Genomic DNA, 20,881 nt, shown 5'->3' on the forward strand with positions numbered 1-20,881 from the left:
ATGCCTACCGGGCAAGGGCTTACGGGTTTTTAACAGCTTTTTGCCTATTCTTTTTTTCACTTTTCAGGTTCCTAATACAGTGACCAAAGCAGAAGTAATTGCCGAGATTGCCGAGAAGACCGGCATTGAGAAAACCGACGTGTCTGCAACCGTTGAGGCTTTCTTCAAAGTGGTGAAGGATTCGATGGCCAACGGCAACAACATCTACGTGCGTGGCTTCGGTAGCTTCGTAAACAAGAAGCGGGCCCGGAAAGTGGCCCGTAACATTTCGAAAAATACTTCGATCATCATCGACGAGCACTTCATCCCGAGCTTCAAGCCCTCGAAGACCTTCATCAGCAAAATCAAAAACAGCAAGAAGGTAAAAGAGCAGCCGGTACAGGCCTAAGGCTTAAAACCGCTCGGTTCTTCGTAAACTTGCCGGCGCCGCCGAGCTGGTCTGCCCCGAAAGCAGCAGCCCGGCGGCCGCCTTTTTCTTCTGCTTATGGCTAACGGCCGCTCTTCTTTTTCGCCCCAACTGCTCATTCTCATCCTGGCTGCCGCGGTGGTAGTTGGGTTGTTTTTGTTGCCCAAAGGTGTGGTGAAACCCAAGGAGGGCAAAGGCGAAGCCGCCCGCGACGCCGCTGCTACCAGCTCGCCCAACGGCGGTGGCCCCAACACCAACGGCTCCAAAACCGAGGCTTCCTCGGGCCCGGTGCCAGCCAGCCAAGGCGTTACGGCTCAGCAGCCGCACACCATGGCATCGGCCGAGCAGCGCAAGGGCCTGAACACGCTCGTGGCTCGTTACCGGAGCGCGCAGGGTGCTGCCAAGCTCACCGTAGCCACCGACCTAGCCAAGCAGTACCAATCGGTACAGCGCTTCGATAGTGCCGGTTACTACTACGAGCAGGTAGCCCAGGCTAAGCCCGGCGAGCAAGCCTGGAAACGGGCCGCCGATCAGTACTTCGAAGCGTACAGCTTTGCGGCTACCGAAGAGCGCGCCAAAATGCTGGGTGGCAAAGCCCGCGAGCTGTACGAGAAGGTGCTGAAGCAGAACCCCCAAAACCTGGACGCCAAAACGAACCTAGGGATGGCGCTGATGGCTAGCGAAAACCCCGTGCAAGGCATCATGATGCTGCGCGAGGTGCTGGCCGCCGACCCGAAGAATGAAAAGGCACTCTACAACCTGGGCATCCTGGCGCTGCAAAGCAACCAGCCCGACAAGGCCGTAGAGCGGTTCCAGGAGTTGGTGAAGGTAAACCCCAAGAATGTGAACGGAATGTTCTACTTGGGCGTATCCTTGGCTCAATCCGGCAAGAAGGAAGATGCCCGGCAAACATTCCTGAAGGTGAAAAGCCTCAGCAATGACCCCGGCCTGCTAACCTCGGTGAACGAAGAACTTCAGAAATTGTAGTGTAAACTACTTTCGAAATCAACCACTTAACCTTAAACCATAAATCTCATGCCCTGCGGTAAAAAGAGAAAGCGTCACAAGATTGCCACCCACAAGCGGAAGAAGCGCCTGCGCAAGAACCGTCATAAGAAGAAGTAAGCCCGCGGGGGTTTGCTGGGCGCCTGCGTGGCCGTAAGGTGGCGCCGCGCCCTATGTTTCACCCCGCCGACTCCCGGGCGTGGCTTTGTGGTTACGTTCTCCCCGTGGAACTAGATAAGGGGGAAGCTGGTGCTTGTGCGCTGGCTTCCCTTCTTGGCTTATGCACGGTGCAACGTTTTACAAGCCTTCCCGGACAGCCGGCTAACCCCGAACTCCATTGAGTAACGAGTTAATCATTAATTCGACTCAGGAAGGCGAGCGGATTGCCCTGCTTCAGGACAAGCGGCTGATCGAGTATCACTTCGACCGCAACGACACCAACTACGCGGTGGGCGACATCTTTCTGGGCACCGTCAAGAAAGTAATGCCCGGCCTGAACGCCGCGTTTATTGATATCGGGTACCAGAAGGACGCCTTTCTGCATTACGGCGACCTAGGCGAGCAATTCCAGACCCTGGCCAAGTGGACGCGCCTGGTGCACTCCGGCAAAGCACCGGTAGCGCACCTCAAGGGCTTCCCGCGCGATGCTGCCCTCGAGAAAGTCGGCAAGATGGCCGACATCGTCAAGAAGGGCCAGCAAATGCTGGTTCAGATTGTGAAGGAGCCGATTTCGACGAAGGGTCCGCGCCTTTCTTCCGACTTATCCATGGCCGGGCGCTACCTCGTGCTCATGCCCTTCTCCGACACCATTTCGGTATCGAAGAAGATCGTGAGCCGGGCCGAGCGCGAACGGCTTAAGCGCCTGATTGCTTCCATTAAGCCCGATGGCTTCGGCGTGATTATCCGCACCGTTGCCGAAGGCCGCGACGTGGCTGAGCTCGACCGCGACATGACCAACATGGTGGCCATGTGGGAGCAGCTCTACCAAAACCTGCGCAACGCCAAGCCCAACGATAAGGTGCTCGGCGAGCTGGGCCGTACGTCGTCGATGCTGCGCGACATGCTCAGTGACTCGTTCGACGCTATCCACGTCGATTCGCAGGAGCTGTTTGACGAGCTGCGCAGCTACTTGCAGCAGATTGCCCCCGACAAGGTGGATTTGCTGAAGCTTTACTCAGGCAAAACGAAGATTTTTGAGCAATTCGACATCGAAAAGCAGCTCAAAACTCTCTTCGGCAAAACCGTTACGGTGCCCGGCGGTGGTTACTTGGTTATCGAGCACACCGAGGCGTTGCACGTTATCGACGTAAACTCGGGCAACAAGAGCAACCAGCAAAGCGACCAGGAAGCCACCGCGCTGATGGTGAACCTGGCTGCCGCCAAGGAAGTGGCCCGCCAGCTGCGCCTGCGCGATATGGGCGGCATCGTGGTAGTCGACTTTATCGACATGCGCTCGGGCGAGAGCCGCAAAAAGGTGGAGGACACGGTGCAGCAGATTATGGCGCGCGACCGAGCCAAATTCACCATTCTGCCCATCACCAAGTTTGGTCTGCTGCAGATTACGCGGCAACGCGTGCGCCCTGAGCAGAACATCATTACCACCGAGGTGTGCCCCACCTGCGGCGGCACCGGTAAAATTACCGCCTCCATTCTGGTTACCGACGAAATCGACCTCAGCATCGACGAGCTGCTAGTGAACCAGAACCACGCGGGCCTCACCTTGTACGTGCACCCCTTCTTGCACGCTTATTACACCAAAGGGTTGGTAAGCAAGCAGATGAAGTGGTATCTGAAGTACTACAAATGGGTGAAGGTGGTGAAGGACACGAGCCTGGGCCTGACGGACTACCGCATTCAGGACGAGCGCGGCGAGGACATTGAGCTGCACAGCCGCGCCGCCGAGCTGAACAGCCTGCAAGACCGCGACGACGAAACGGATGATTAACGCCTAGGTTCTTGCTCTAGGCGTAAAACACCAACGCCCGCCGTTCTTGAGTGCAGAACGGCGGGCGTTGGTGTTTTCTCTGGTAGCTACCGATTAGAACTTGAGACCCAGGTCGAGGGCTACTTCGTTGTTCTTGAACGTGATGTCCTTGAGCTTGCGGGTATTGTCGAAGTAACGCTCGATGTTGAACAAGCCGCGGTGGTACGACACGCCAGCGAATACCTTGGTGCTTTGGCCCACCTGGTACTCAACCCCTAGGCCACCTAGCAAAGCCGCATCGGGCACAATAAAGTGGCTGGAGGCCTTGGTCTCGTTGCCGGTAGAGGGGTCGGTGTAGAATTTGTTGCCGTTGATGCGCGAAGCTACGCGAGCGTTGGCCGTGCCGCCCACCTGAAAGTAAAGCTTGGTATCGGTAGCAATTTCGTTGGTGAACAGCTTCAACGTAACCGGAATTTCGAGGTACTGCAAACCGATCTTTTGCTTCTGCGTCGAGAGGCCGTTATCGGTAGGCGAGTTTTCGGTGAGGTAGCGTACGTTGCCGCCCTTAAACGTCAGGTTCAGACCGGTGCTGAAGGCGTAGTTCTCGCCAAAGAAGTAATCAATTACTACTCCGCCACCGATACCGGCACGGCTGCCGTCGCTCTGGAAGTTGCGCTCCGTAGGCGAGCTAACGCGCAGGCTGGTAACCGAAGGCGATACTTTCAGGCCGATTTCAACCTGGGCCGAGGCTTTGGTAGCTACGCCGCCCACAAGCAGGGCCAGCGCCAACATCGTTTTTTTCATAGGAGGAGATGCACGCTTAGCAGCCGTAGCGCGTTGCTACAGCCAACCGGGCGCGTTGGCCCGGCGTTTTGTCTAATTTCGCCCTAAATATAAAGTCCCCCTGCTACCCATCATGCCCTTTCCGCGTTTGCGCCTTTGGCTGAGTGCCCCGGTGTTGGCCGCCACGCTGCTGTTTTCGGTTGGTTGTAACCGGGATGAAAAGTGCGAGATGTCGCCGGAAGTAGCCCGCGTGGCCGCCCCGGTGCAGCTCGACCGGCTGGAAAAGCAGTTCTTCCAGATCCGGACGCCGGCCGACGCCAAGCTGTTTATGGACCGCAACCCGGTTTTTGCGCGCCACTTTTTGCAGCGGGGGCAATACCCCTCGGATGCCATTCTGCAGCAGGCGTTGGTGCGGTTGGCCACCAACCCCGGGCTGCAAAAGCTAGGGCAACAAGCCGATACCACTTTCCGGGACACCGAGCGGTGGCAGGGCGACTTGCAGCGCATGTTCCAGCACGTGCGCTACTACTTCCCCGATTTTAAGGTGCCACAGGCCAAAACCTTTGTGAGCGGCCTAAGCCAGGACGTTTTCGCCAACGACAGCTTGTTGGTTATCAGCACCGATTTTTTTGTGGGGCCGAAGGCCGCGTATCGGCCCAACGTGCCCAACTACATCCTGCGCCGCTACCGCCCCGAGTACGTGCTGCCCACCACGGCCCTGGCTATTTCAACCAAGTACAACAAGAAGGAGCTGACCAGCAACACCATGCTCGGCGAGATGATACAGGGCGGTAAGGCGCTCTATTTCGCCGAAAAAGTGCTGCCCTGCACCGATGATTCGTTGCTGGTTGGCTTTCCGGGCAAGGAGCTGCAAAATGTGCACTACAACGAGGCCAAAATCTGGGGGCACTTCCTGGAGAAGAACTTGCTCTACAACACCTCGCCCTTCCAGATTCAGAAGTACGTAGGCGAGCGGCCCAGCGTACCCGAAATCGACAAAAACTGCCCCGGCCGCATTGGCCTGTGGCTGGGCTGGCAAATTGTGCGCAAGTACATGGCCGAGCACCCCAACGTAACCCTGGCGCAGCTAATGGCCATGAAGGATTCGCAGCGCATCCTCACGGAATCGCGCTACCGGCCCAAACCGAAAGGTTAATTCTGAATGCTGAATTATGAATTCTGAATTGGGATGACGGTACCTGCACATAGCGCCTTCCAACGCGAATAATTCAGCATTCAGAATTCATAATTCAGCATTTTCGCCAAGTGCACATCGCCGTTTTCAGCCAGTACCACACCAACCCCGACTGCCCGGCCACCAGCCGGCATTACTCGTTGCTGGCGCACATTGCCCGGCACCACCGGGTTACGCTGATTACGACCAACACCTGGGAGCGGCAGCGTCTGACGCATAACTACCCGTGGCTTCCCGACGGCGTAGACATGCTGGCCGCCGACATACCGTACCACAACCGCATGGGCGTGGCGGCGCGGGGTTGGGCCTTTGTGCAGTACATGGCCTATGCGTGGCGCCAAGGCCAACGCATACCTAAGCCCGATGTGATTTGGGGTATCTCCACGCCGTTGTCGGCTGCCTGGGTGGCGGGCAAAGTGGCCCAGCAGCGGCGCGTGCCGTGGGTGTTTGAGGTGCAGGATTTGTGGCCCACCTTTCCCATTGAAATGGGCGCGGTACGCAACCCACTTGCTCAGCGTCAGCTATATGCCGCTGAGCGGCGCCTCTACGAGCAGGCCCGCCACATCGTCACTCTCTCGCCGGGCATGACGCAGTACGTGCGCCACCTAGGGATAGGAGAGGAGAAGCTGAGCACCATCCTCAACGGCACCGACCTCGACCAGGCCAGCCAAGCTACGCCCGAAGCCGTTGCAACCCTGCGCCGGCAGCACAACTTAGCAGGCCGCCCGGTGGTGCTGTACGCCGGCACCTTCGGTCGCGCCAACGACATACCCACGCTGGTGCAAGCTGCCGAAGCGCTGCACCGGCTGCAACCCGAGGTGGTGTGGTTGTTTATGGGCCACGGCTATTATGAGCCGCTTATCCGGGAGGCGGCTTCGCGTTGCGCAGCCATCCGGCTGGTGTCACCGCAACCCAGGCACCAGGTATTTGCGTGGCTGGCGGTTGCCGATGTATCGGTGGTTTCCTTCATCAACCTGCCGGTGCTCGATACCAACTCGCCCGCCAAGTTCTACGATAGCCTTGCCGTGGGCACACCGGTGGTTGTTACGAACCCAGGCTGGACGAAGCAGTTTGTGGAACAACACGGCTGCGGCTGGTATGTGCCAGCCGAGCAACCCAGGGCTTTGGCCGACAACTTACACCGGGCCCTAGGTGACAGGGCTGAACTGAGCGCGGCCGGGCAACGGGGGCAGCAAGTAGCGCAGCAGTTGTTCGACCGCCAGCGGCTGGCCGCCGAAGTACAGCTGATATTGGAGCGGGCGGCCGGCTAAACCGGCGCCACAATGGGCTCCAGCGTGGGCTGCACCTTGTCGTTGTAGTACTTGCAGAAATCGGTAAGCGGGCACTGCAGGCACTTGGGGTTGCGCGCCACGCAGATGTAGCGGCCGTGCAGAATCAGCCAGTGGTGAGCTTTCGGAATAAGCTCCTCGGGCGTGTGCTTCACCAAGCCTTTCTCTACAGCTAAGGGCGTAGTAGCTGTGCGCGGTACCAAACCTAGGCGGTGTGCCACCCGAAACACGTGCGTATCGACGGCCATGGCCGGCTGGTTGTATATAACCGACACGATTACGTTGGCCGTTTTGCGCCCAACGCCCGGCAGCTGCTGCAGGTCTTCAAGTCGGTCGGGTACTTCGCCGCCAAACTTCTCTACCAGCATCTTGCCCAGGCCGGCCAGGTGCTTGGCTTTGTTGTTGGGGTACGAAACGCTGCGGATAAACGGAAACACCTCCTCGGCCGAGGCGGCCGCCAGGTGCTGCGGCGTGGGGAATTGCTCGAACAGCGGGGGCGTAACCAGGTTCACGCGCTTGTCGGTGCACTGCGCACTGAGTACCACTGCCACCAGCAACTCGTAGGGGTTGCGGTAGTGCAGCTCGGTTTCGGGCTCCGGAAAGTGGTTGGTGAAATAGGCCAGAAAGCGGCGAAACCGCTCGGCCCGGGGCATAGAAGCTCTGGGCACAGGCGGTTTAGCTCGAGCGCATGAAGGTGCGCGAATACTGCAAAATGTTCTCGACGGCGCGGTCCGACGGCCCGTCTTGCAGGGCATCGAGGTAACGCTGGGCCTGGAGCAAATCGGCGCAACGAGCGGCCAGGTCGGCGTCGTGCAGCAGGGCTTGCTCTATACTTTGGGTCTCCTTAACCGGCAACTCGTTGTACACATACCGGAGCAGGGTCTCGTGGGTAAAGGTTTTGATCATAGAAGACGGGTTGCGCGGCCATTTTCTTCCGCAAGTTGATGAGCGCGTAGCGCATACGGCCCAGCGCCGTATTGATGCTCACCCCCGTTGCATCGGCAATTTCCTGGAAGCTCATGTCGCCGTAGTGGCGCATGATGAGCACTTCCTTCTGCGCGGCCGGCAGCTCTTGTATTAACTCCCGAAGATGGCTATAGGTTTCCTCACGGGTCATGGAGGCGTCTACACCTTCTTCGGCCAACGACAACGAGTTGAACGCGTGGCCGGTGGCATCGAGGTTAAGCTGCGGGTTGCGCTTCTGGCGGCGGAAAAAGTCGATGGCCAGGTTGTGGGCAATGCGGCAGATCCACGACGAAAATTTCCCCTCCTCATTGTACCGGCCGCTCTTCATCGTGTGCACCGCTTTGATGAACGCGTCCTGCATCAGGTCTTCGGCAATCACGGGGTCTTTCACGATCAGCATGATCGTGGTGAAGACACGGCGCTTGTGCCTGTCCAAGAGCAGGGCGAAGGCTTCTTCCTTGCCGGCAATGTAGAGCGAAATCAACGCGGAATCGCTCGGCTGCATAGTTTCCATAAAGGCTACGGTTAGGGGAACGTAGAGCTTTAGGCCATATTGTGCAGGTTGCCGTGAAAAGTTAGATGAAGAGCCCGTGAAGAAAGCGTGTTGATCAAATGTAGAGTTCTGGGGGCTCCGAAACAACGCGTATTGTGGCCGGCACCGAAATTATTTTTTGGTTCCGAAGCTCAACAATAAAAAAAGCCCGCTGGAGCAGCAGGCTTTCCAAGGCGCAAAAACCGTGCAGTTACTGTTTCAGCTGGGCATCGAGGGTGCGGAGCTGCTGGTCGTAGCGGGTGCCGTTGGGCACGGCGGCGGCACCTAGGGCCGTGCGCTCGGCCAGCTTATCGGTGGCTTGCTGCAGCAGGGCCACGCGCTCTTCCAGCTGCCGGAGCTGCCGGGCGGTGTTGGCCGGTACGGGTGTGCCGGGCACCATTACGCGGGTTTCGCCGGTGCTGCCGGTTACCTGCACGCTTTGCTTTTCGATGGCCTGCGGCGTGCGCATATCGTCGCGGAAGTTGACAACCACGCCCTGCATGTTCACGGCCTGGCCTTCGGGCAGCTGCTGGCGGGTGCCGTCTTTGCGCACGAGCATGCCCGAGGGGTTGATAACGGAGCCGTCGGCGAGGGTTAACGGAGCTTGCAGGCGCGTGGCTTTTCCGGCTTTCAGGCGCATAACCACGCCGTTGCGGCGGTAGGCGCCGTCTTTCAGAGCAGGGGCCGACTGTGCCACCGAAACCAGGGTAGCGCAGCACAGGAAAAACAACAGGAGTAGGCGTCTCATGGGGCTATCGGGCGCGCCGCGAAAAGTGGATGCCGGTGCGCACGCTGCTCTACGCGGCCTAGGTGCCCGTTGTTGTAGGCAGCGGTTGGGCGTGCGCAATGTTCAGCTGGCGGCTTTGCCTGAGCCACTCCGTAGCCGAGTGCTCGTCGGTAAACACCTGCACGCGGCAACGGTCGTCGGCGGGTCGGGCATTGCTGATGATGGCGGGAATTTCGCTCTGGTGCGCCGGCGAAATCAGGTAAGCCAGATACACCTGCCCACCCAGGGTAGCTACCAGCCGGGGCAAAAAAGCTTCCATTACCCAGCGCGTGGCGGTGGTGCTTACCATGCCGCGGCGGCGCATATCGAGCAGCCAGTAGCGCGCCCGGCGGGGTGCGGCCAGCGCCAGGGAAGCCTCGTAGCCTTGGCGCACCTCGGCGTCATCTACCCCGCGCAGCCAGCGGCTGAAGAGTAGGCCTAGGTCGTCGCGGAACGACACGTCGACAATATCCTGAAGGGCAGCGCTCATTATCAGCAGAAAAAAAGAAACCAAAGCGCGGCAAAGAGGCGCAACACAGCAGCGGAAGCACAGCCCGGCGGACGTATCTGCTCAGGCAAAAGGGCCGGAAAGCAAGCAAAAATCGGCACCTCGCCAAATTCAGCCCCCGGGGCGGAGCTGGCAAGCAAAGCAACAGTAGGTGCGGGCGGCGCAGCAGATGGAGGCGCCGGAAAACCAGGCTGCCGGCGGGTGGGTGCAGCACCTGGCGTTATACACAACAATACTAAAATTGGGCGCCTAAAGCAAATCGTCGGAGCAACAACGGGCAGCCTACCTTTGCGCGCTTTTCCCGTTAGAGGCTTCCTATGAGTACTGCCGATTCGGCCGCGCCCCAGCGGCCCCTCCACGACCCCTACGCCGCGCTGCGCATTCCGGAGTTTCGTCGCCTGATTTCGGCGCGGGTGTGTTTGGTGCTGGCCACGCAAATGCAGGCCGTGGTAGTGGGCTGGCAGATGTACCAGCTGACCAAAGACCCGCTGGCCCTCGGGCTGATTGGCCTGGCCGAGGCCATACCCAGCATCACGGTGTCGCTGTACGCGGGGCACGTGGCCGATTCGGTGCGGCGCAAAAACATCATCGTGTCGGCCGTAACGGTGTTTATGCTGTGCTCGTTGGCCTTGTACCTGTTCACCAGGCCTACGGGCGCGTGGGTGATTGAGCACTACAAAACCCTGCCCATTTACGCGGTCATCTTCGTGAGCGGCATTGCGCGGGGCTTTTTGGGGCCGGCCTTGTTTTCGTTTATGCCGCAGCTGCTGCCCAACCGCCAGCTGCTGCCCAATGCCATTACCTGGAACAGCTCCACGTGGCAGTTTTCGGCCGTAATGGGGCCTGCCATCGGCGGTTTGCTCTACGCGCACCTAGGGATATCGGCGGCTTACGGCATCGATTTGATTTTGACGATTATGGCCCTGCTGCTGTTTAGCAGCATAGCCGGGCGGCCGCTGCCGCCGCGCGAGGGCGAGCAACTGAGCCTGCAGGAAAGCATTTTGTCGGGCGTGCGCTTCATCTTCCAGAATCAGATTGTGCTGGCGGCCCTGTCGCTCGATTTGTTTGCGGTGCTGTTTGGCGGGGCCGTGGCCTTGCTGCCTATCTTCGCCGACGAAATCCTGAAAACCGGCGCCGACGGCCTGGGTTACCTGCGCGCCGCGCCGGCCGTGGGCTCGGTGCTCATGGCCGTTACGCTTACCTACTTTCCGTTGCACCGCCACATGGGGCGTAAGCTGTTGTGGGCCGTGGCGGGTTTTGGGTTGGCCACCGTGGGCTTTGCGTTGTCCACCAACTTCTGGTTGTCGTTGTTCCTGCTGTTTCTCACCGGCGTGTTCGATTCGGTTTCGGTTATCGTGCGCTCCACGCTTATCCACACCTTCACGCCCGAGTACATGAAGGGCCGCGTGGCTGCCGTGAACAACATCTTCATCGGCTCGTCCAACGAAATCGGCGCCTTCGAGTCGGGCACGGTAGCCCGGCTGATGGGCGTGGTGCCCTCGGTGGTGTTTGGCGGCCTGATGACGCTGGTGGTGGTGGGCTTTACGGCCCTGCTGGCTCCGCGCCTGCGCCGACTGCAAAACGTGAAGGAGGCCGCCCCGGTGGCCGCTACCTAGGGCACGGCCAGCCAGCGGACAGCCGTGTCCGAAACCGGACATAATTTCGACATCATTTGGCCGCTGTTTGCCCGCAGCAACCACATTATCATGTGTTTACTGGTGTGGCATTGATTTGGTATTTCGTACGGGCATTCACCTGGGCCTTGTACGATTATGGACAGTTACGCTTTGCTTGCCCCGATTTCGGTTTCGCCTGTGGTACGCCGTGTGGCTGCCTGGGCTGAGCATGCAATTGAGCCTTCGATAAAGCATAGCGCAAAGCATATCTTCCGTAGTTTTGCGCCGCGTCAGCCGCAAGGCCCGCGTGCTACCCGCGAGGATATGGCTGCCAGTATACCCGAAGTTGAAACAGTAGATGCCCTGGAAGCCCGCCTGGCCGAGCTGCAGCGCACCAACGGGGAGGCTTTCATGCAAGAGCTGTTTCGGGCCTTTTACCGTCCCCTAGGTAGCGTCGTGTTCCGGGTAGTGCACGACCGCGCCGTGGCCGAAGACCTGCTGCAGGACGTGTTTTTGCGCATCTGGAACAACCGCGATACGCTCGTTATCAGCAGCACCTACAAAGCCTACCTCTACCGCGCCGCCCTGAACGCGGCCCTGCGCCACGTAGCGCAGCAAAAACGCCAGGTAAGCTGGGACGACGCCAACCTCGCCGAACCCGGCCGCGACACCACCGCCGAGCACCTGGAGGGCCAGGAGGCCGAGCAGCTGGTGGCCAGCGCCCTCGAAGCCCTGCCGCCGCAGTGCCGCGCCGTGTTTCTGATGAGCCGGCAAGAGGGCATGAGCTATCAGCAGATTGCCGAAGCGCTGGAAGTGGCGCCCAAAACCGTAGAAAACCAAATGGGCAAGGCCCTGCGCATCATGCGCGAAAAGCTCAGTGGCTTTTTTTCGGGCCTGAATTCGTGGCTGTTATAGCGAGGTTGAAAATTTTTTCAGGGGTGGCGTAGGGGTAGGGCCCGGGTTGCGGCTCTTACTACTGAAAACCCTGATCAACCAACCTCTCTCAACCGCTATGAAAACCAACTGGCTCATCGCTCCACTTGTCTCGGTACTGCTACTCTCTGCCGGCTGCTCGCACGAAGGCGACGCTTTCGGCCCGCGGGTGCGGGGCACTGGCCCCACCGTTACGGAAACCCGCTCGCTCAACAGCTTCAGCCGTGTGGAGCTCAAGATTGATGCGGAGGTAATTCTCACGCAGGGCAGCCGGCAGGAAGTACGCCTCGAAGGCCAACGCAACATCCTCGATGTGCTCGAAACCGAAATCAACGGCGACGAGCTGCAGATTGAGTACGGCCACGTGCAGGTACGCAGCCACGATCCTATTAAAGTGTACATCACGGTGCCTTCGCTGTCGGAGGTGCAAGTATCGGGCTCGGGCAAAGTGCGCAGCACCTCGCCGTGGTCGGCCAACTCCTTTCAGGTAGAGGTATCGGGCTCCGGCGAAGCCACCCTCGACCTAGCCCGGGTACAAAGCCTTCGCACCCGCATTTCGGGTTCGGGCGAGGCCCGCCTAGGTGGCGAGGCCACCAGCCACACCGTCAACATCAGCGGCTCGGGCAAGGTAAGCGCCTACGAGCTGGCCACGCAGGATACTTACGCCTCCATCAGCGGCTCGGGCAAAGCCTACGTGCACGCCGCCCGCACGCTCAACGCCGAAATCAGCGGCAGCGGCACGGTTTACTACCGCGGCAACCCCACTGTTACCACGCGCATCTCGGGCTCGGGCAAAGTGCTGTCGGGCAACTAATCTCAGTTGGGGAGTTCCTGAGTTTAGGAATTGGCTCTGCGTTCGGCCTCCAAACCGCGCCAGCAAAACTCGCTCACTCCTTAACTCCCTAACTCATCAATTCCCAAACTCTCCCTTCTCTCAACAACCGCAACTGCTCTGGCTGGCGTCTGCTAGCCACCTAGGGAAGCTGCATCTCTGAAAACAAACATGAAACTACCTATCCAATGGGGGCTGGCCGCGGGGCTGCTACTGACGGCCAGTCCCACCTGGAGCCAGAACGCGCCCGCGGCCACCAGGCAGGCGCCCGCCGGGCAGGCTACCCTAAGCGGCTACCTGCGCGACGGCGCCACCGGCGAAGCCTTGGTAGGTGCCAGCGTATTCGTGAAAGCGCTGGGCCTAGGTGCCAACACCGACGAAAACGGCTACTACCAACTGCAGCTGCCCAAAGGCACGCACACCGTTACTTACCTGATTATGGGCTACGAGCCGCAGGAGGTGCGCCTCGACCTAGGGGCCGATGCCACGCGCTCGGTGAAGCTCGCGGCCGTGCGCATGCAAACGCAGGAAGTGGTGGTGCAAGGCCAGCGCGCCGAAGACAACGTGCGCAAGCCCGAAATGAGCGTGAACAAGCTCGATATGAACACCGTGAAGCTCATGCCCGCGCTCCTGGGTGAGGTGGATGTGGTGCGCAGCATTCAGCTGCTGCCCGGCGTGACGACGGTAGGCGAGGGGGCTTCGGGCTTCAACGTGCGCGGCGGCGGCGTCGATCAGAACCTGATTTTGATGGACGAGATGCCCGTGTACAACGTGTCGCACTTGTTTGGCTTGTTCTCGGCCTTCAACCCCGATGCCGTGCAGGACATGAAGCTGTACAAGGGCGGCATTCCGGCTCAGTACGGCGGGCGGTTGTCGTCGCTGCTCGATGTGCGCCTGCGTGATGGGCACACGGCCGAGCGCGCCAGCGTAAACGGCGGCATTGGCCTGATTTCGAGCCGGCTGGCCGTGGAGGCGCCGCTGATCAAGGACCGCACCTCGGTGGTGCTGGCCGGCCGCCGCTCCTACGGCGACTTGTTCCTGAAGCTGGTGCCCGATCAGAAAGACAATCAGGCGTACTTCTACGACCTGAGCGTGAAGGTGAACCACAAGTTTAGCTCGCGCGACCAGCTGCAGCTAACCGGCTACCGCGGCCGCGACGTGTTCAACTTCAGCAACGTGTTTAAAAACAACTGGGGCAATACCGGCGGCACCGCCCGCTGGACGCACCAGTTCTCGCCCCGCTTGTTCGGGAACTTTACCGGCGTGGCCGCGCAGTACGATTACGCCCTAGGTGTGCCCAACGGCACGCAGGCCTTTGAGTGGACCTCGAGCGTGCGCAACTACACCGGCAAAGCCAATTTGAGCTTCCTGCTGAATGCGAACAACACCATTAGCGGCGGTGTGAGCGGTACCCGTTACCAGTTTAACCCCGCTACGGTAAAGCCGCTGAGCGCCGAGTCGATATTCGTGGAGCTGAAGGTGGACGAGCAAAAGGCGGGCGAGTACGCGGCTTACCTCGACAACGAGCAAACCCTGTCGCCGCGCCTGCAGCTGCAGTATGGCCTGCGCCTGTCGGTGTTCGATTTCCTAGGTACCGGCAAAACCATTTACGACTACCAGGGCGAAACCGGGCAGCGCAAAGACCCGCTGAACCCGCGCACGCCCAAAAACGGCGAGGTGGTGAAGCGCTACGCCAACCTCGAGCCCCGCGCCTCGCTGCGCTTCACCCTGAGTGAGAACAGCTCGCTGAAAGCCAGCTACAACCGCACGGCGCAGTACATCCACCTGATTTCGAACACCACGGCCGCCTCGCCCTTGGATGTGTGGAGCCCCAGCACCAACAACATCCGGCCGGAGCGCGCCGACCAAGTGGCCCTAGGTTACTTCCGCAACTTCCTCGACAACGGCTACGAGGCCTCGGTGGAGGTGTTCGGCAAAACCATGGACAACCAGATCGACTACGTGAACGGGGCCAACACCCTGCTCAACAAGAATCTGGAAGGCGAGCTGCTCTACGGCCAGGGCCGCGCCTACGGGGCGGAGTTCTTCGTGAAGAAAAACCAAGGCCCGCTTACCGGTTGGGTGAGCTACACCTTGTCGCGCTCGGAGCGGCAGATCGACGGCATTAACCGCGGCGAGTGGTACGCCAACAAGTACGACAAAACGCACAACCTCTCGGTGGTGAGCATGTACCAAGTGGGCAAGCGCCTCACGGTGTCGGGCAACTTTGCCTACAGCACCGGCGTGGCTACCACCTTCCCCAACGCCCGCTTCAGCTATGAGGGGCTGGTGGTGCCGGTGGTAAGCGGCGATGCCCGCAACAACTACCGCGTGCCCGCCTACCACCGCCTCGACCTAGGCGCCACGCTCAAGAACCGCACGGTGGAAGGCCGCCGCTGGCAGAGCGAGTGGGTGTTCTCGGTGTACAACGTGTACAGCCGCCGCAACGCCTACGGCATCTACTTCCGCCAGAACGAAGACAATCCGCGCAAAACTGAGGCCGTGCGCCTGTCGGTGTTCGGCTCGATGCTGCCTTCAGTGTCTTACAACTTCAACTTCTAACGGCTGCGGCCGCCTAGCTATATGCTTGCCCGTTTCATCTCTTTTGCTGCCTTAGCCCTAACCCTAGGTACGCTGGCCAGCTGCACCGATGTGGTGCCGATAGATTTGCCCGAGCCGGAGTCGCAGTTGGCCGTGGAAGGCAACATCACCGACCAACCCGGTCCCTACGAAATTCGCCTGACGCGCACCGGCGCTTACTTCGACGACAAAACCCCACTGGCCGTACGTGGCGCCGAACTCACCATTTCGGATAGCCAGGGCACTACCGAAACCCTGCGCGAAACCGAACCCGGCGTGTACCAAACCAGCACCTTGCGCGGGCGCATCGGCAACCAGTACACGCTCACCATTAAGGCCGATGGGCAGGAGTACCGCGCCGCTACCGAAATCAAGCGCGTGCCCGAAATCGACCGGTTTGAGCAGCAGCACAAAGTAAACGAGCCCGGCTGGCGCGACGGATACTACGTGCTCTACAACGGCCCCGAGCTGCCTGGCGTGGGCGACTACTACCGCTTTAAGCTGTACCAGAACGACACGCTGCGCAACAACCCCGACGAGCTGATTGTGCGCGACGATGCCTTGGTAGATGGCAAGTACATCGGCGACGTGGAGCTCACCGACCGGCCTTTCCGCATCGGCGACCGGGTGCGGGTGGAAATCCTGTCGCTGCCGAAGGATTATTTCTTCTTCCTGAACGAGATGTTCACGCAGATCAACAACGTGGGCATGTTCTCGTCGCCGCCCGCCAACGTGCGCACCAACATCATCAACGTCGATCCGAAAGGCCCGAAAGCCGTAGGCTACTTTGCCGGCACCGCCGTGCGCTCGGCTAGCCTCACCATCACGCCATAGCAGTAGCGCGGACTTTGGCTACGCCTTCCTTCGGTTGTAGTCCGCGTCCTAGGATAGTAACTTCTAATCAGTTGAACGATTGATAGTACTATCCGAAGGACGCGGGCTGAACCGAAGGAAGGCGTAGCCAAGCCTACGCTACATGCAGTTTGGTCGAAAATCACCAACTTAATACCCGATTCTCCGCCACCATGCCCGACCTCTACCCCGATACGGAAGCCCCCTGGGAGCTACTCGCCAAACATTTGGCGGGCGAAGCCTCTGTGTCGGAACAGGAGGAGCTGCACCGCTGGCTAATGGCGCGCCCGAGCCGCCTGCGCGTGCTTACCGATGCCACCCGGGCGTGGGAGCGAGGCGGCACCACGGCCGAGGTTTTCACCGAAGCTGATGTGGATAAAGCCTGGCGGCGCTTTAGCGCCGCGGCCGGCATAAAAACCACCGGCGGCAGCACGGTAGCACCACCTGCACCGGCCGAAGAAGCTCGGGTAGTTTCGATGTGGGGCAGCAGCCAAACCTGGATGCGCGTAGCCGCGGCCGTGTTGCTGCTGGTAGGTGCCTGGGCCGTGGCCCGCACCTTCTTGCTCAGCCGCAACGCGGCCGAAACGGTAACGGTAGCCGCCGGCCCCGAGCGCAAGCTAAGCACCTTGCCCGATGGCAGCCGCGTGTGGGTAAACCGCAACTCCACGCTCAGCTACGCCGCCGATTTCAACGAGAATAGCCGCGTGGTGCAGCTGAAAGGCGAGGCGTTCTTCGAAGTAAAAAAGGACAACGGCCGACCCTTTACGGTGCTGGCCAACGACACCCGCACGCGGGTGCTGGGCACCTCCTTCAACGTGCGCGCCTACTCGGCCGAAGATTCGGTGGAGGTATCGGTGGTGACGGGACGCGTGGCGTTCAGCCCTGATCGGCAGAAGGTGACGGTGCAGGACTCGGTGGTGCTTACGCCGGGGCTGCGCGGCGTAATCCGGCGCTCGGCACCGGCGGTGGCCGTGCAAAAGCCCATCATCGACCCCAACTTCCGGGCGTGGCAGCAGGATGAGCTGGTGTTCGACAACCAGAGCCTCGGCCAGGTGGCCCAAGCCCTTACGCGCTTCTACGGCACGCCCGTGGAGCTAAGCCGACCCGAGCTGGCGAACTGCCGCTTTACGGGCACCTTCAAACAGGCCCAACTGCCGCAAGTGCTGCGCGTCGTCAGCCTGTCGGCTAATCTGTCGGTTTCGCAATCCGCCGACGGCTATACCCTTGACGGACCGGGCTGCCAATAGCCCTATCTTCACCCTCCAACAGACTTCCTGATCCATGTCTGCTATGCGAAACCGCATATGCCTGGCGGCTGCCATGCTGTGCGCCCTGGCTACCGAGCCCGTTGTGGGCCAAGTTCGGAGTGGCTCGGTGCTCGAGCGCAAAGTCACGGTTACGTTCAACGAGGCGCCGCTCGAGTCGGTGCTGCGCACCTTGCGCCGGCAGTACGGCGTGCGCATCTCCTACAGCAACACAGCGCTTGATCTGAAGCAGCCCGTAACGGTTTCGGCCAACAACCAGCCGCTGCGTACGGTGCTCGGCGAGGTGCTGCGCGATAAGAACATCGGCTACGAGCTGGTGGGCGACCAAGTGGTGCTGCACCCATCAGCGCCGAAAGCAGCGACCAAGCCTGCCCCGGCTGCGGCACCCACGGCTACTACTACTACCGTCAACAAAGCCGTAATCGACCGAGCACCCGACGAGGCGCCTAGGTCGGAGCCGAGCAAAGCGGCCGATAAACCCAGCGCCGCACCGGCTGCCAAGCCGGGAACACCAGCTAAAGCCGCCCCCACGAAGAAGGAGCCAGCCAAGGCGACAAAGAGCCAGTCGGCTACCTCTAAGGCTAGCAACACGGGAGGCGGTAAAGCCCCAACCAAGGCAGCGGTTCCAAGCAAAAGTGCAACGCCCGCGCAAGCCGCTACCGTTGCCAAACCCAACGGCCAAGGCGCTGCTGCTACTGGCGCAGGAGGTACCAACCCGGAAATAGCGCCAGTTGCCACTGCAACAATCAGCGCACCGGCCGCTACTACACCAGCCGCCGCTACGCCGCCCATCACAACTGAGGCTAAGCCCATAGCCAAGCAGGACTCGACTGCCGTAGCTGCCGCGCCGCCTGCAGCTACCGAGAGCGAAGAACCCGCACGCCCTACCTACAAGGAGCCGGCGCAGATTTCCTTCCTAGGTCCGTTGGGCTCCAATGGGCTGCGCAGTGGGCAAACGGTGAATAACCTATCCATCAACGTGCTGGGCGGCTACGCCGCCGGCGTAGAAGGCTTCGAGGCGGCCGGCCTGTTCAACATCGACCGCGACACCGTAGATGGCGCGCAGGTAGCCGGCCTGGCCAACATCGTGGGTAAACACCTGGATGGCGTGCAAGGCGCAGGCCTGATGAACGTGCTGGGCGGTGGCGGCCGTGGCTGGCAGGCCGCAGGCTTGCTGAACGTGGCCGCGCGGCCCATTGCCGGCGCCCAAACGGCGGGATTGTTCAACTATGTGGGCCCTACCAAGAAGCTGCCCGTGGTAGCCGATGCAGCGCCAGCCGCCGAGGCCGTGCCAACCCGGAAACCCACGGTGCAGGCAGCAGGCTTGTTCAACGTGGCCCTAGGTGAGGTGCGGGGCGGACAAGCGGCAGGGCTGCTGAACGTGGCCGGTACCGTGCACGGCGTGCAGCTGGCCGGCCTGCTGAACGTAGCTGATTCAGTAGACGGTGTGAGCATTGCGCCCATCAACTTTGTGCGGCACGGCTACCACCGCTTCGAGGTAACGAACTCCGAGGTGTGGCCCGTAAGCGCCAGCCTGAAGCTAGGCGGCTCGGCGGCGTTCTACACCTTCTTCACGGGCGCCTACGCGGGCTTCGGCAACAAGCCCCGGCGGTGGGCCCTAGGTTACGGCTTGGGCTCCGAGGTATGGGCGCGGCGCCGCCTGAGCCTGGCCCTCGATGCCGTAGCCATGCACGTAAACGAGGAGCAACGCGGCTGGACGCGCGACCTGAACCTCGACAGCCAATTGCGCCTGCTCCTAGGTGTAGCGCCCTTTAAAAAAGACGGGCACCTGCGGATTGTGTTCGGGCCCACGGTTAGCGTGCTCGTAACGCAGCGCTACGATACCACCGAGCAGCAGGTGTATTCCAACCTGGCCGAAGGCCGCAAGCTGTGGCTCGACGAGGGCAACTCCGCCACCCGCGTGCTCGGTTGGGTGGGCTACACGGCCGGTATCCGCTTCTGAGCACCTAGGGTGCTAGCGTTTGGTGTGCCGCGCCAGCCAATCGCCGATTGCCTGCAGCGCTGTGGGCGAGAAGGTTTCCTCAATTTGGCCGTACTCCTGGCTGAGGCCCGTATTGGCGGTTTGGAACAAGTGGTTGAGCCCCGTTAACTCCTGCACCGTTACATCCTGGTTGCCACCCGCACGTACGCCCTGCTCCCAAGCGGGCAGGTTTACGCTGGCCGCTACTTGCAGGTCTTTGCCGCCGTTGAGGGCCAGCACCGGGCACTTCACCTTGGGCAGCAGCGGCTGCGGATCGAAGGCGAGCAGCTGGCGGTACCAAGCGGTGGTAAGCACGGCTGCTTGCTGCTGGGCTTGGGCGGCGCTCAGGCCGGCTTGCTTCATCAGGGCAATTACGCGTTCGTTGGCCTGCGCTTTGTCGGGTGTTTGCAGCACCGTCATGTACACCTGTTGGTTGAGGGCGCGGGCGCTGGCAACTTGGTCGGGCGACATGCCGGAGGCGCGGCCCAGGTCTTCGGCCTGGCGCAGCATAAACTCCAGGCCACGGACGGCGGGCCCGGCCAGTGCAATCAGGAAAGCCGGCGGGTTGGGCTCGGTAGCCGCAATTAGCCCAATCATGGCGCCTTCGCTGTGGCCCAGCAGGCCGGCTTGCCTGGCTTGCACCTCGGGGCGGGTGCGTAGGTAAGCCAAGGCGGCTTGGGCATCGGTTACGCCATCGGCAGTGGTGTAGGAGGTAGTAGTGCCGCCCGATTTGCCCACGCCGCGGTCGTCGTAGCGCAGCACCACGTAGCCGCGGCGGGTTAGGTAATCGGCCAGCACCCAAAACGGCTTGTGGCCGAACACGGTCTCGTCGCGGTCTTGCGGCCCCGAGCCGGTAACCAGCACCACCGCCGGAAAAGGCCCTTTGCCGGCCGGCGTGGTAACAGTGCCTGCTAGCTTGATGTTGGTCTTGGCATTGCTAAACGTAACTTCTTCGCTGTGGTACGGAAACGGCGCCTTGGGCTCCTGCGGCCGATTGGCAGTAGCGCCAGCCTGGTGAGCTAGCGTGAGCGGAAACGAGCGGCCCGCTTGCAGCCACGCTCCTTCAAGCTGTTTGCCGCCGCCAACTACGCGCCCGGCAAAGCGGGCGGCGGGGCGGGTTAGCTGCAGTATTACGCTGTCGGCGCGCTGGGTTACTTTCTCCACCGGCAGGCCGTAGGCATTCTGATTGGGGCTATCCAAGGTAGCGGTGCGGGCACCGTTAGCCGCTTCGGCTATATGGAAGATGAGCGGCAACTCGGTGGCGCCGGCCTGCATTTTGCCCCGCCAAATACCGGCACGTAACGGCGCGTTGCCCTGCGCCCAAGCCGTAGCCGAAAAACAAAGCAACACGAGCAGCCACACGGCGCCGCGCAGATAACAGAGAAACCGTAGCATAAAGCAGAAGGTGGAACGCCTGGGTGGCCCAAACAGGCTGGTAAGCAAACAGG

General features: G+C 60.8%; 19 protein-coding genes. 12 read left to right on the forward strand and 7 right to left on the reverse strand.

What is annotated here, in order from left to right; all coding sequences use genetic code 11:
* Positions 1-46: 46 nt before the first annotated feature.
* The 3 genes from OIS50_RS17085 (at position 47) to OIS50_RS17095 (ending at position 3,356) form a co-directional block, all read left to right on the forward strand.
* On the forward strand, positions 47-388 hold the full coding sequence (locus OIS50_RS17085; protein ID WP_262696974.1) for an HU family DNA-binding protein: 342 nt from the start codon (positions 47-49) through the stop codon (positions 386-388).
* 96 nt (positions 389-484) lie between these two features.
* Positions 485-1,393 carry a tetratricopeptide repeat protein gene (locus OIS50_RS17090; RefSeq protein WP_264691846.1) on the forward strand — a complete coding sequence of 303 codons (909 nt, stop codon included), beginning with the start codon at positions 485-487 and terminating at the stop codon, positions 1,391-1,393.
* Positions 1,394-1,748: 355 nt separating this feature from the next.
* Entirely contained in the window at positions 1,749-3,356 is a 1,608-nt protein-coding gene (locus OIS50_RS17095) for an Rne/Rng family ribonuclease (RefSeq protein WP_264691847.1), read from the forward strand.
* A gap of 93 nt (positions 3,357-3,449) precedes the next feature.
* On the opposite strand, the gene OIS50_RS17100 is transcribed toward OIS50_RS17095, so the two are convergent.
* Positions 3,450-4,139, reverse strand: coding sequence for a porin family protein (locus OIS50_RS17100; RefSeq protein WP_264691848.1), 690 nt, complete (start codon positions 4,137-4,139; stop codon positions 3,450-3,452).
* Positions 4,140-4,251: 112 nt separating this feature from the next.
* Between OIS50_RS17100 and gldB the strand changes: the two genes are divergently transcribed.
* Positions 4,252-5,274, forward strand: a complete 1,023-nt coding sequence (gene gldB / locus OIS50_RS17105) for a gliding motility lipoprotein GldB (protein ID WP_264691849.1) — start codon at positions 4,252-4,254, stop codon at positions 5,272-5,274.
* 110 nt (positions 5,275-5,384) lie between these two features.
* Positions 5,385-6,584, forward strand: a complete 1,200-nt coding sequence (locus OIS50_RS17110; RefSeq protein WP_264691850.1) for a glycosyltransferase family 4 protein — start codon at positions 5,385-5,387, stop codon at positions 6,582-6,584.
* Here OIS50_RS17110 and nth read toward each other — a convergent pair.
* The 5 genes from nth to OIS50_RS17135 all read right to left on the reverse strand — a co-directional run bounded on the left by nth (position 6,581) and on the right by OIS50_RS17135 (position 9,356).
* Positions 6,581-7,255 (reverse strand): endonuclease III, encoded by a 675-nt coding sequence (nth, locus tag OIS50_RS17115; RefSeq protein ID WP_264694408.1) that lies wholly within the window; start codon positions 7,253-7,255, stop codon positions 6,581-6,583. The genes OIS50_RS17110 and nth overlap by 4 nt on opposite strands.
* A gap of 22 nt (positions 7,256-7,277) precedes the next feature.
* Positions 7,278-7,508 carry a hypothetical protein gene (locus tag OIS50_RS17120; protein ID WP_264691851.1) on the reverse strand — a complete coding sequence of 77 codons (231 nt, stop codon included), beginning with the start codon at positions 7,506-7,508 and terminating at the stop codon, positions 7,278-7,280.
* Complete coding sequence (locus tag OIS50_RS17125) at positions 7,447-8,082, reverse strand: RNA polymerase sigma factor (protein ID WP_264691852.1); 636 nt, start codon at positions 8,080-8,082, stop codon at positions 7,447-7,449. Before OIS50_RS17125 ends, OIS50_RS17120 begins: the two co-directional genes overlap by 62 nt.
* 229 nt (positions 8,083-8,311) lie before the next feature.
* Positions 8,312-8,848 (reverse strand): DUF6799 domain-containing protein, encoded by a 537-nt coding sequence (locus tag OIS50_RS17130; protein WP_264691853.1) that lies wholly within the window; start codon positions 8,846-8,848, stop codon positions 8,312-8,314.
* A gap of 58 nt (positions 8,849-8,906) precedes the next feature.
* A complete protein-coding gene (locus OIS50_RS17135; protein WP_264691854.1) occupies positions 8,907-9,356 on the reverse strand; it encodes a hypothetical protein in 450 nt (149 codons plus the stop codon).
* Positions 9,357-9,691: 335 nt separating this feature from the next.
* Between OIS50_RS17135 and OIS50_RS17140 the strand changes: the two genes are divergently transcribed.
* From OIS50_RS17140 to OIS50_RS17170, 7 genes are all read left to right on the forward strand, one after another.
* Positions 9,692-10,990, forward strand: a complete 1,299-nt coding sequence (locus tag OIS50_RS17140; RefSeq protein WP_264691855.1) for an MFS transporter — start codon at positions 9,692-9,694, stop codon at positions 10,988-10,990.
* Positions 10,991-11,314: 324 nt separating this feature from the next.
* Complete coding sequence (locus OIS50_RS17145; protein ID WP_264691856.1) at positions 11,315-11,905, forward strand: RNA polymerase sigma-70 factor; 591 nt, start codon at positions 11,315-11,317, stop codon at positions 11,903-11,905.
* Positions 11,906-12,002: 97 nt separating this feature from the next.
* Positions 12,003-12,737 carry a head GIN domain-containing protein gene (locus tag OIS50_RS17150; RefSeq protein ID WP_264691857.1) on the forward strand — a complete coding sequence of 245 codons (735 nt, stop codon included), beginning with the start codon at positions 12,003-12,005 and terminating at the stop codon, positions 12,735-12,737.
* A gap of 189 nt (positions 12,738-12,926) precedes the next feature.
* Complete coding sequence (locus OIS50_RS17155; protein WP_264691858.1) at positions 12,927-15,317, forward strand: TonB-dependent receptor; 2,391 nt, start codon at positions 12,927-12,929, stop codon at positions 15,315-15,317.
* 21 nt (positions 15,318-15,338) lie between these two features.
* Complete coding sequence (locus OIS50_RS17160; protein WP_264691859.1) at positions 15,339-16,169, forward strand: DUF4249 domain-containing protein; 831 nt, start codon at positions 15,339-15,341, stop codon at positions 16,167-16,169.
* A 191-nt stretch (positions 16,170-16,360) separates the two neighbouring features.
* Positions 16,361-17,434, forward strand: coding sequence for a FecR family protein (locus OIS50_RS17165; protein WP_264691860.1), 1,074 nt, complete (start codon positions 16,361-16,363; stop codon positions 17,432-17,434).
* A gap of 43 nt (positions 17,435-17,477) precedes the next feature.
* Positions 17,478-19,415, forward strand: coding sequence for a FecR domain-containing protein (locus tag OIS50_RS17170; RefSeq protein WP_264691861.1), 1,938 nt, complete (start codon positions 17,478-17,480; stop codon positions 19,413-19,415).
* A 12-nt stretch (positions 19,416-19,427) separates the two neighbouring features.
* On the opposite strand, the gene OIS50_RS17175 is transcribed toward OIS50_RS17170, so the two are convergent.
* Positions 19,428-20,828, reverse strand: a complete 1,401-nt coding sequence (locus OIS50_RS17175; protein WP_264691862.1) for an alpha/beta hydrolase family protein — start codon at positions 20,826-20,828, stop codon at positions 19,428-19,430.
* Between the last annotated feature and the right edge of the window lie 53 nt (positions 20,829-20,881).

The organism is Hymenobacter sp. YIM 151858-1, assembly GCF_025979705.1.
In the GTDB taxonomy this organism is placed as follows: Bacteria; Bacteroidota; Bacteroidia; order Cytophagales; family Hymenobacteraceae; genus Solirubrum.

Excerpts from the sequence above, each read along its gene's own strand:
- OIS50_RS17090 (WP_264691846.1), top strand. The coding sequence starts at position 485 with ATGGCTAACGGCCGCTCTTCTTTTTCGCCCCAACTGCTCATTCTCATC.
- OIS50_RS17100 (WP_264691848.1), bottom strand. The coding sequence starts at position 4,139 with ATGAAAAAAACGATGTTGGCGCTGGCCCTGCTTGTGGGCGGCGTAGCT.
- gldB (WP_264691849.1), top strand. The coding sequence starts at position 4,252 with ATGCCCTTTCCGCGTTTGCGCCTTTGGCTGAGTGCCCCGGTGTTGGCC.
- nth (WP_264694408.1), bottom strand. The coding sequence starts at position 7,255 with ATGCCCCGGGCCGAGCGGTTTCGCCGCTTTCTGGCCTATTTCACCAAC.
- OIS50_RS17120 (WP_264691851.1), bottom strand. The coding sequence starts at position 7,508 with ATGATCAAAACCTTTACCCACGAGACCCTGCTCCGGTATGTGTACAAC.
- OIS50_RS17125 (WP_264691852.1), bottom strand. The coding sequence starts at position 8,082 with ATGGAAACTATGCAGCCGAGCGATTCCGCGTTGATTTCGCTCTACATT.
- OIS50_RS17130 (WP_264691853.1), bottom strand. The coding sequence starts at position 8,848 with ATGAGACGCCTACTCCTGTTGTTTTTCCTGTGCTGCGCTACCCTGGTT.
- OIS50_RS17135 (WP_264691854.1), bottom strand. The coding sequence starts at position 9,356 with ATGAGCGCTGCCCTTCAGGATATTGTCGACGTGTCGTTCCGCGACGAC.
- OIS50_RS17140 (WP_264691855.1), top strand. The coding sequence starts at position 9,692 with ATGAGTACTGCCGATTCGGCCGCGCCCCAGCGGCCCCTCCACGACCCC.
- OIS50_RS17145 (WP_264691856.1), top strand. The coding sequence starts at position 11,315 with ATGGCTGCCAGTATACCCGAAGTTGAAACAGTAGATGCCCTGGAAGCC.
- OIS50_RS17150 (WP_264691857.1), top strand. The coding sequence starts at position 12,003 with ATGAAAACCAACTGGCTCATCGCTCCACTTGTCTCGGTACTGCTACTC.
- OIS50_RS17155 (WP_264691858.1), top strand. The coding sequence starts at position 12,927 with ATGAAACTACCTATCCAATGGGGGCTGGCCGCGGGGCTGCTACTGACG.
- OIS50_RS17160 (WP_264691859.1), top strand. The coding sequence starts at position 15,339 with ATGCTTGCCCGTTTCATCTCTTTTGCTGCCTTAGCCCTAACCCTAGGT.
- OIS50_RS17165 (WP_264691860.1), top strand. The coding sequence starts at position 16,361 with ATGCCCGACCTCTACCCCGATACGGAAGCCCCCTGGGAGCTACTCGCC.
- OIS50_RS17170 (WP_264691861.1), top strand. The coding sequence starts at position 17,478 with ATGCGAAACCGCATATGCCTGGCGGCTGCCATGCTGTGCGCCCTGGCT.
- OIS50_RS17175 (WP_264691862.1), bottom strand. The coding sequence starts at position 20,828 with ATGCTACGGTTTCTCTGTTATCTGCGCGGCGCCGTGTGGCTGCTCGTG.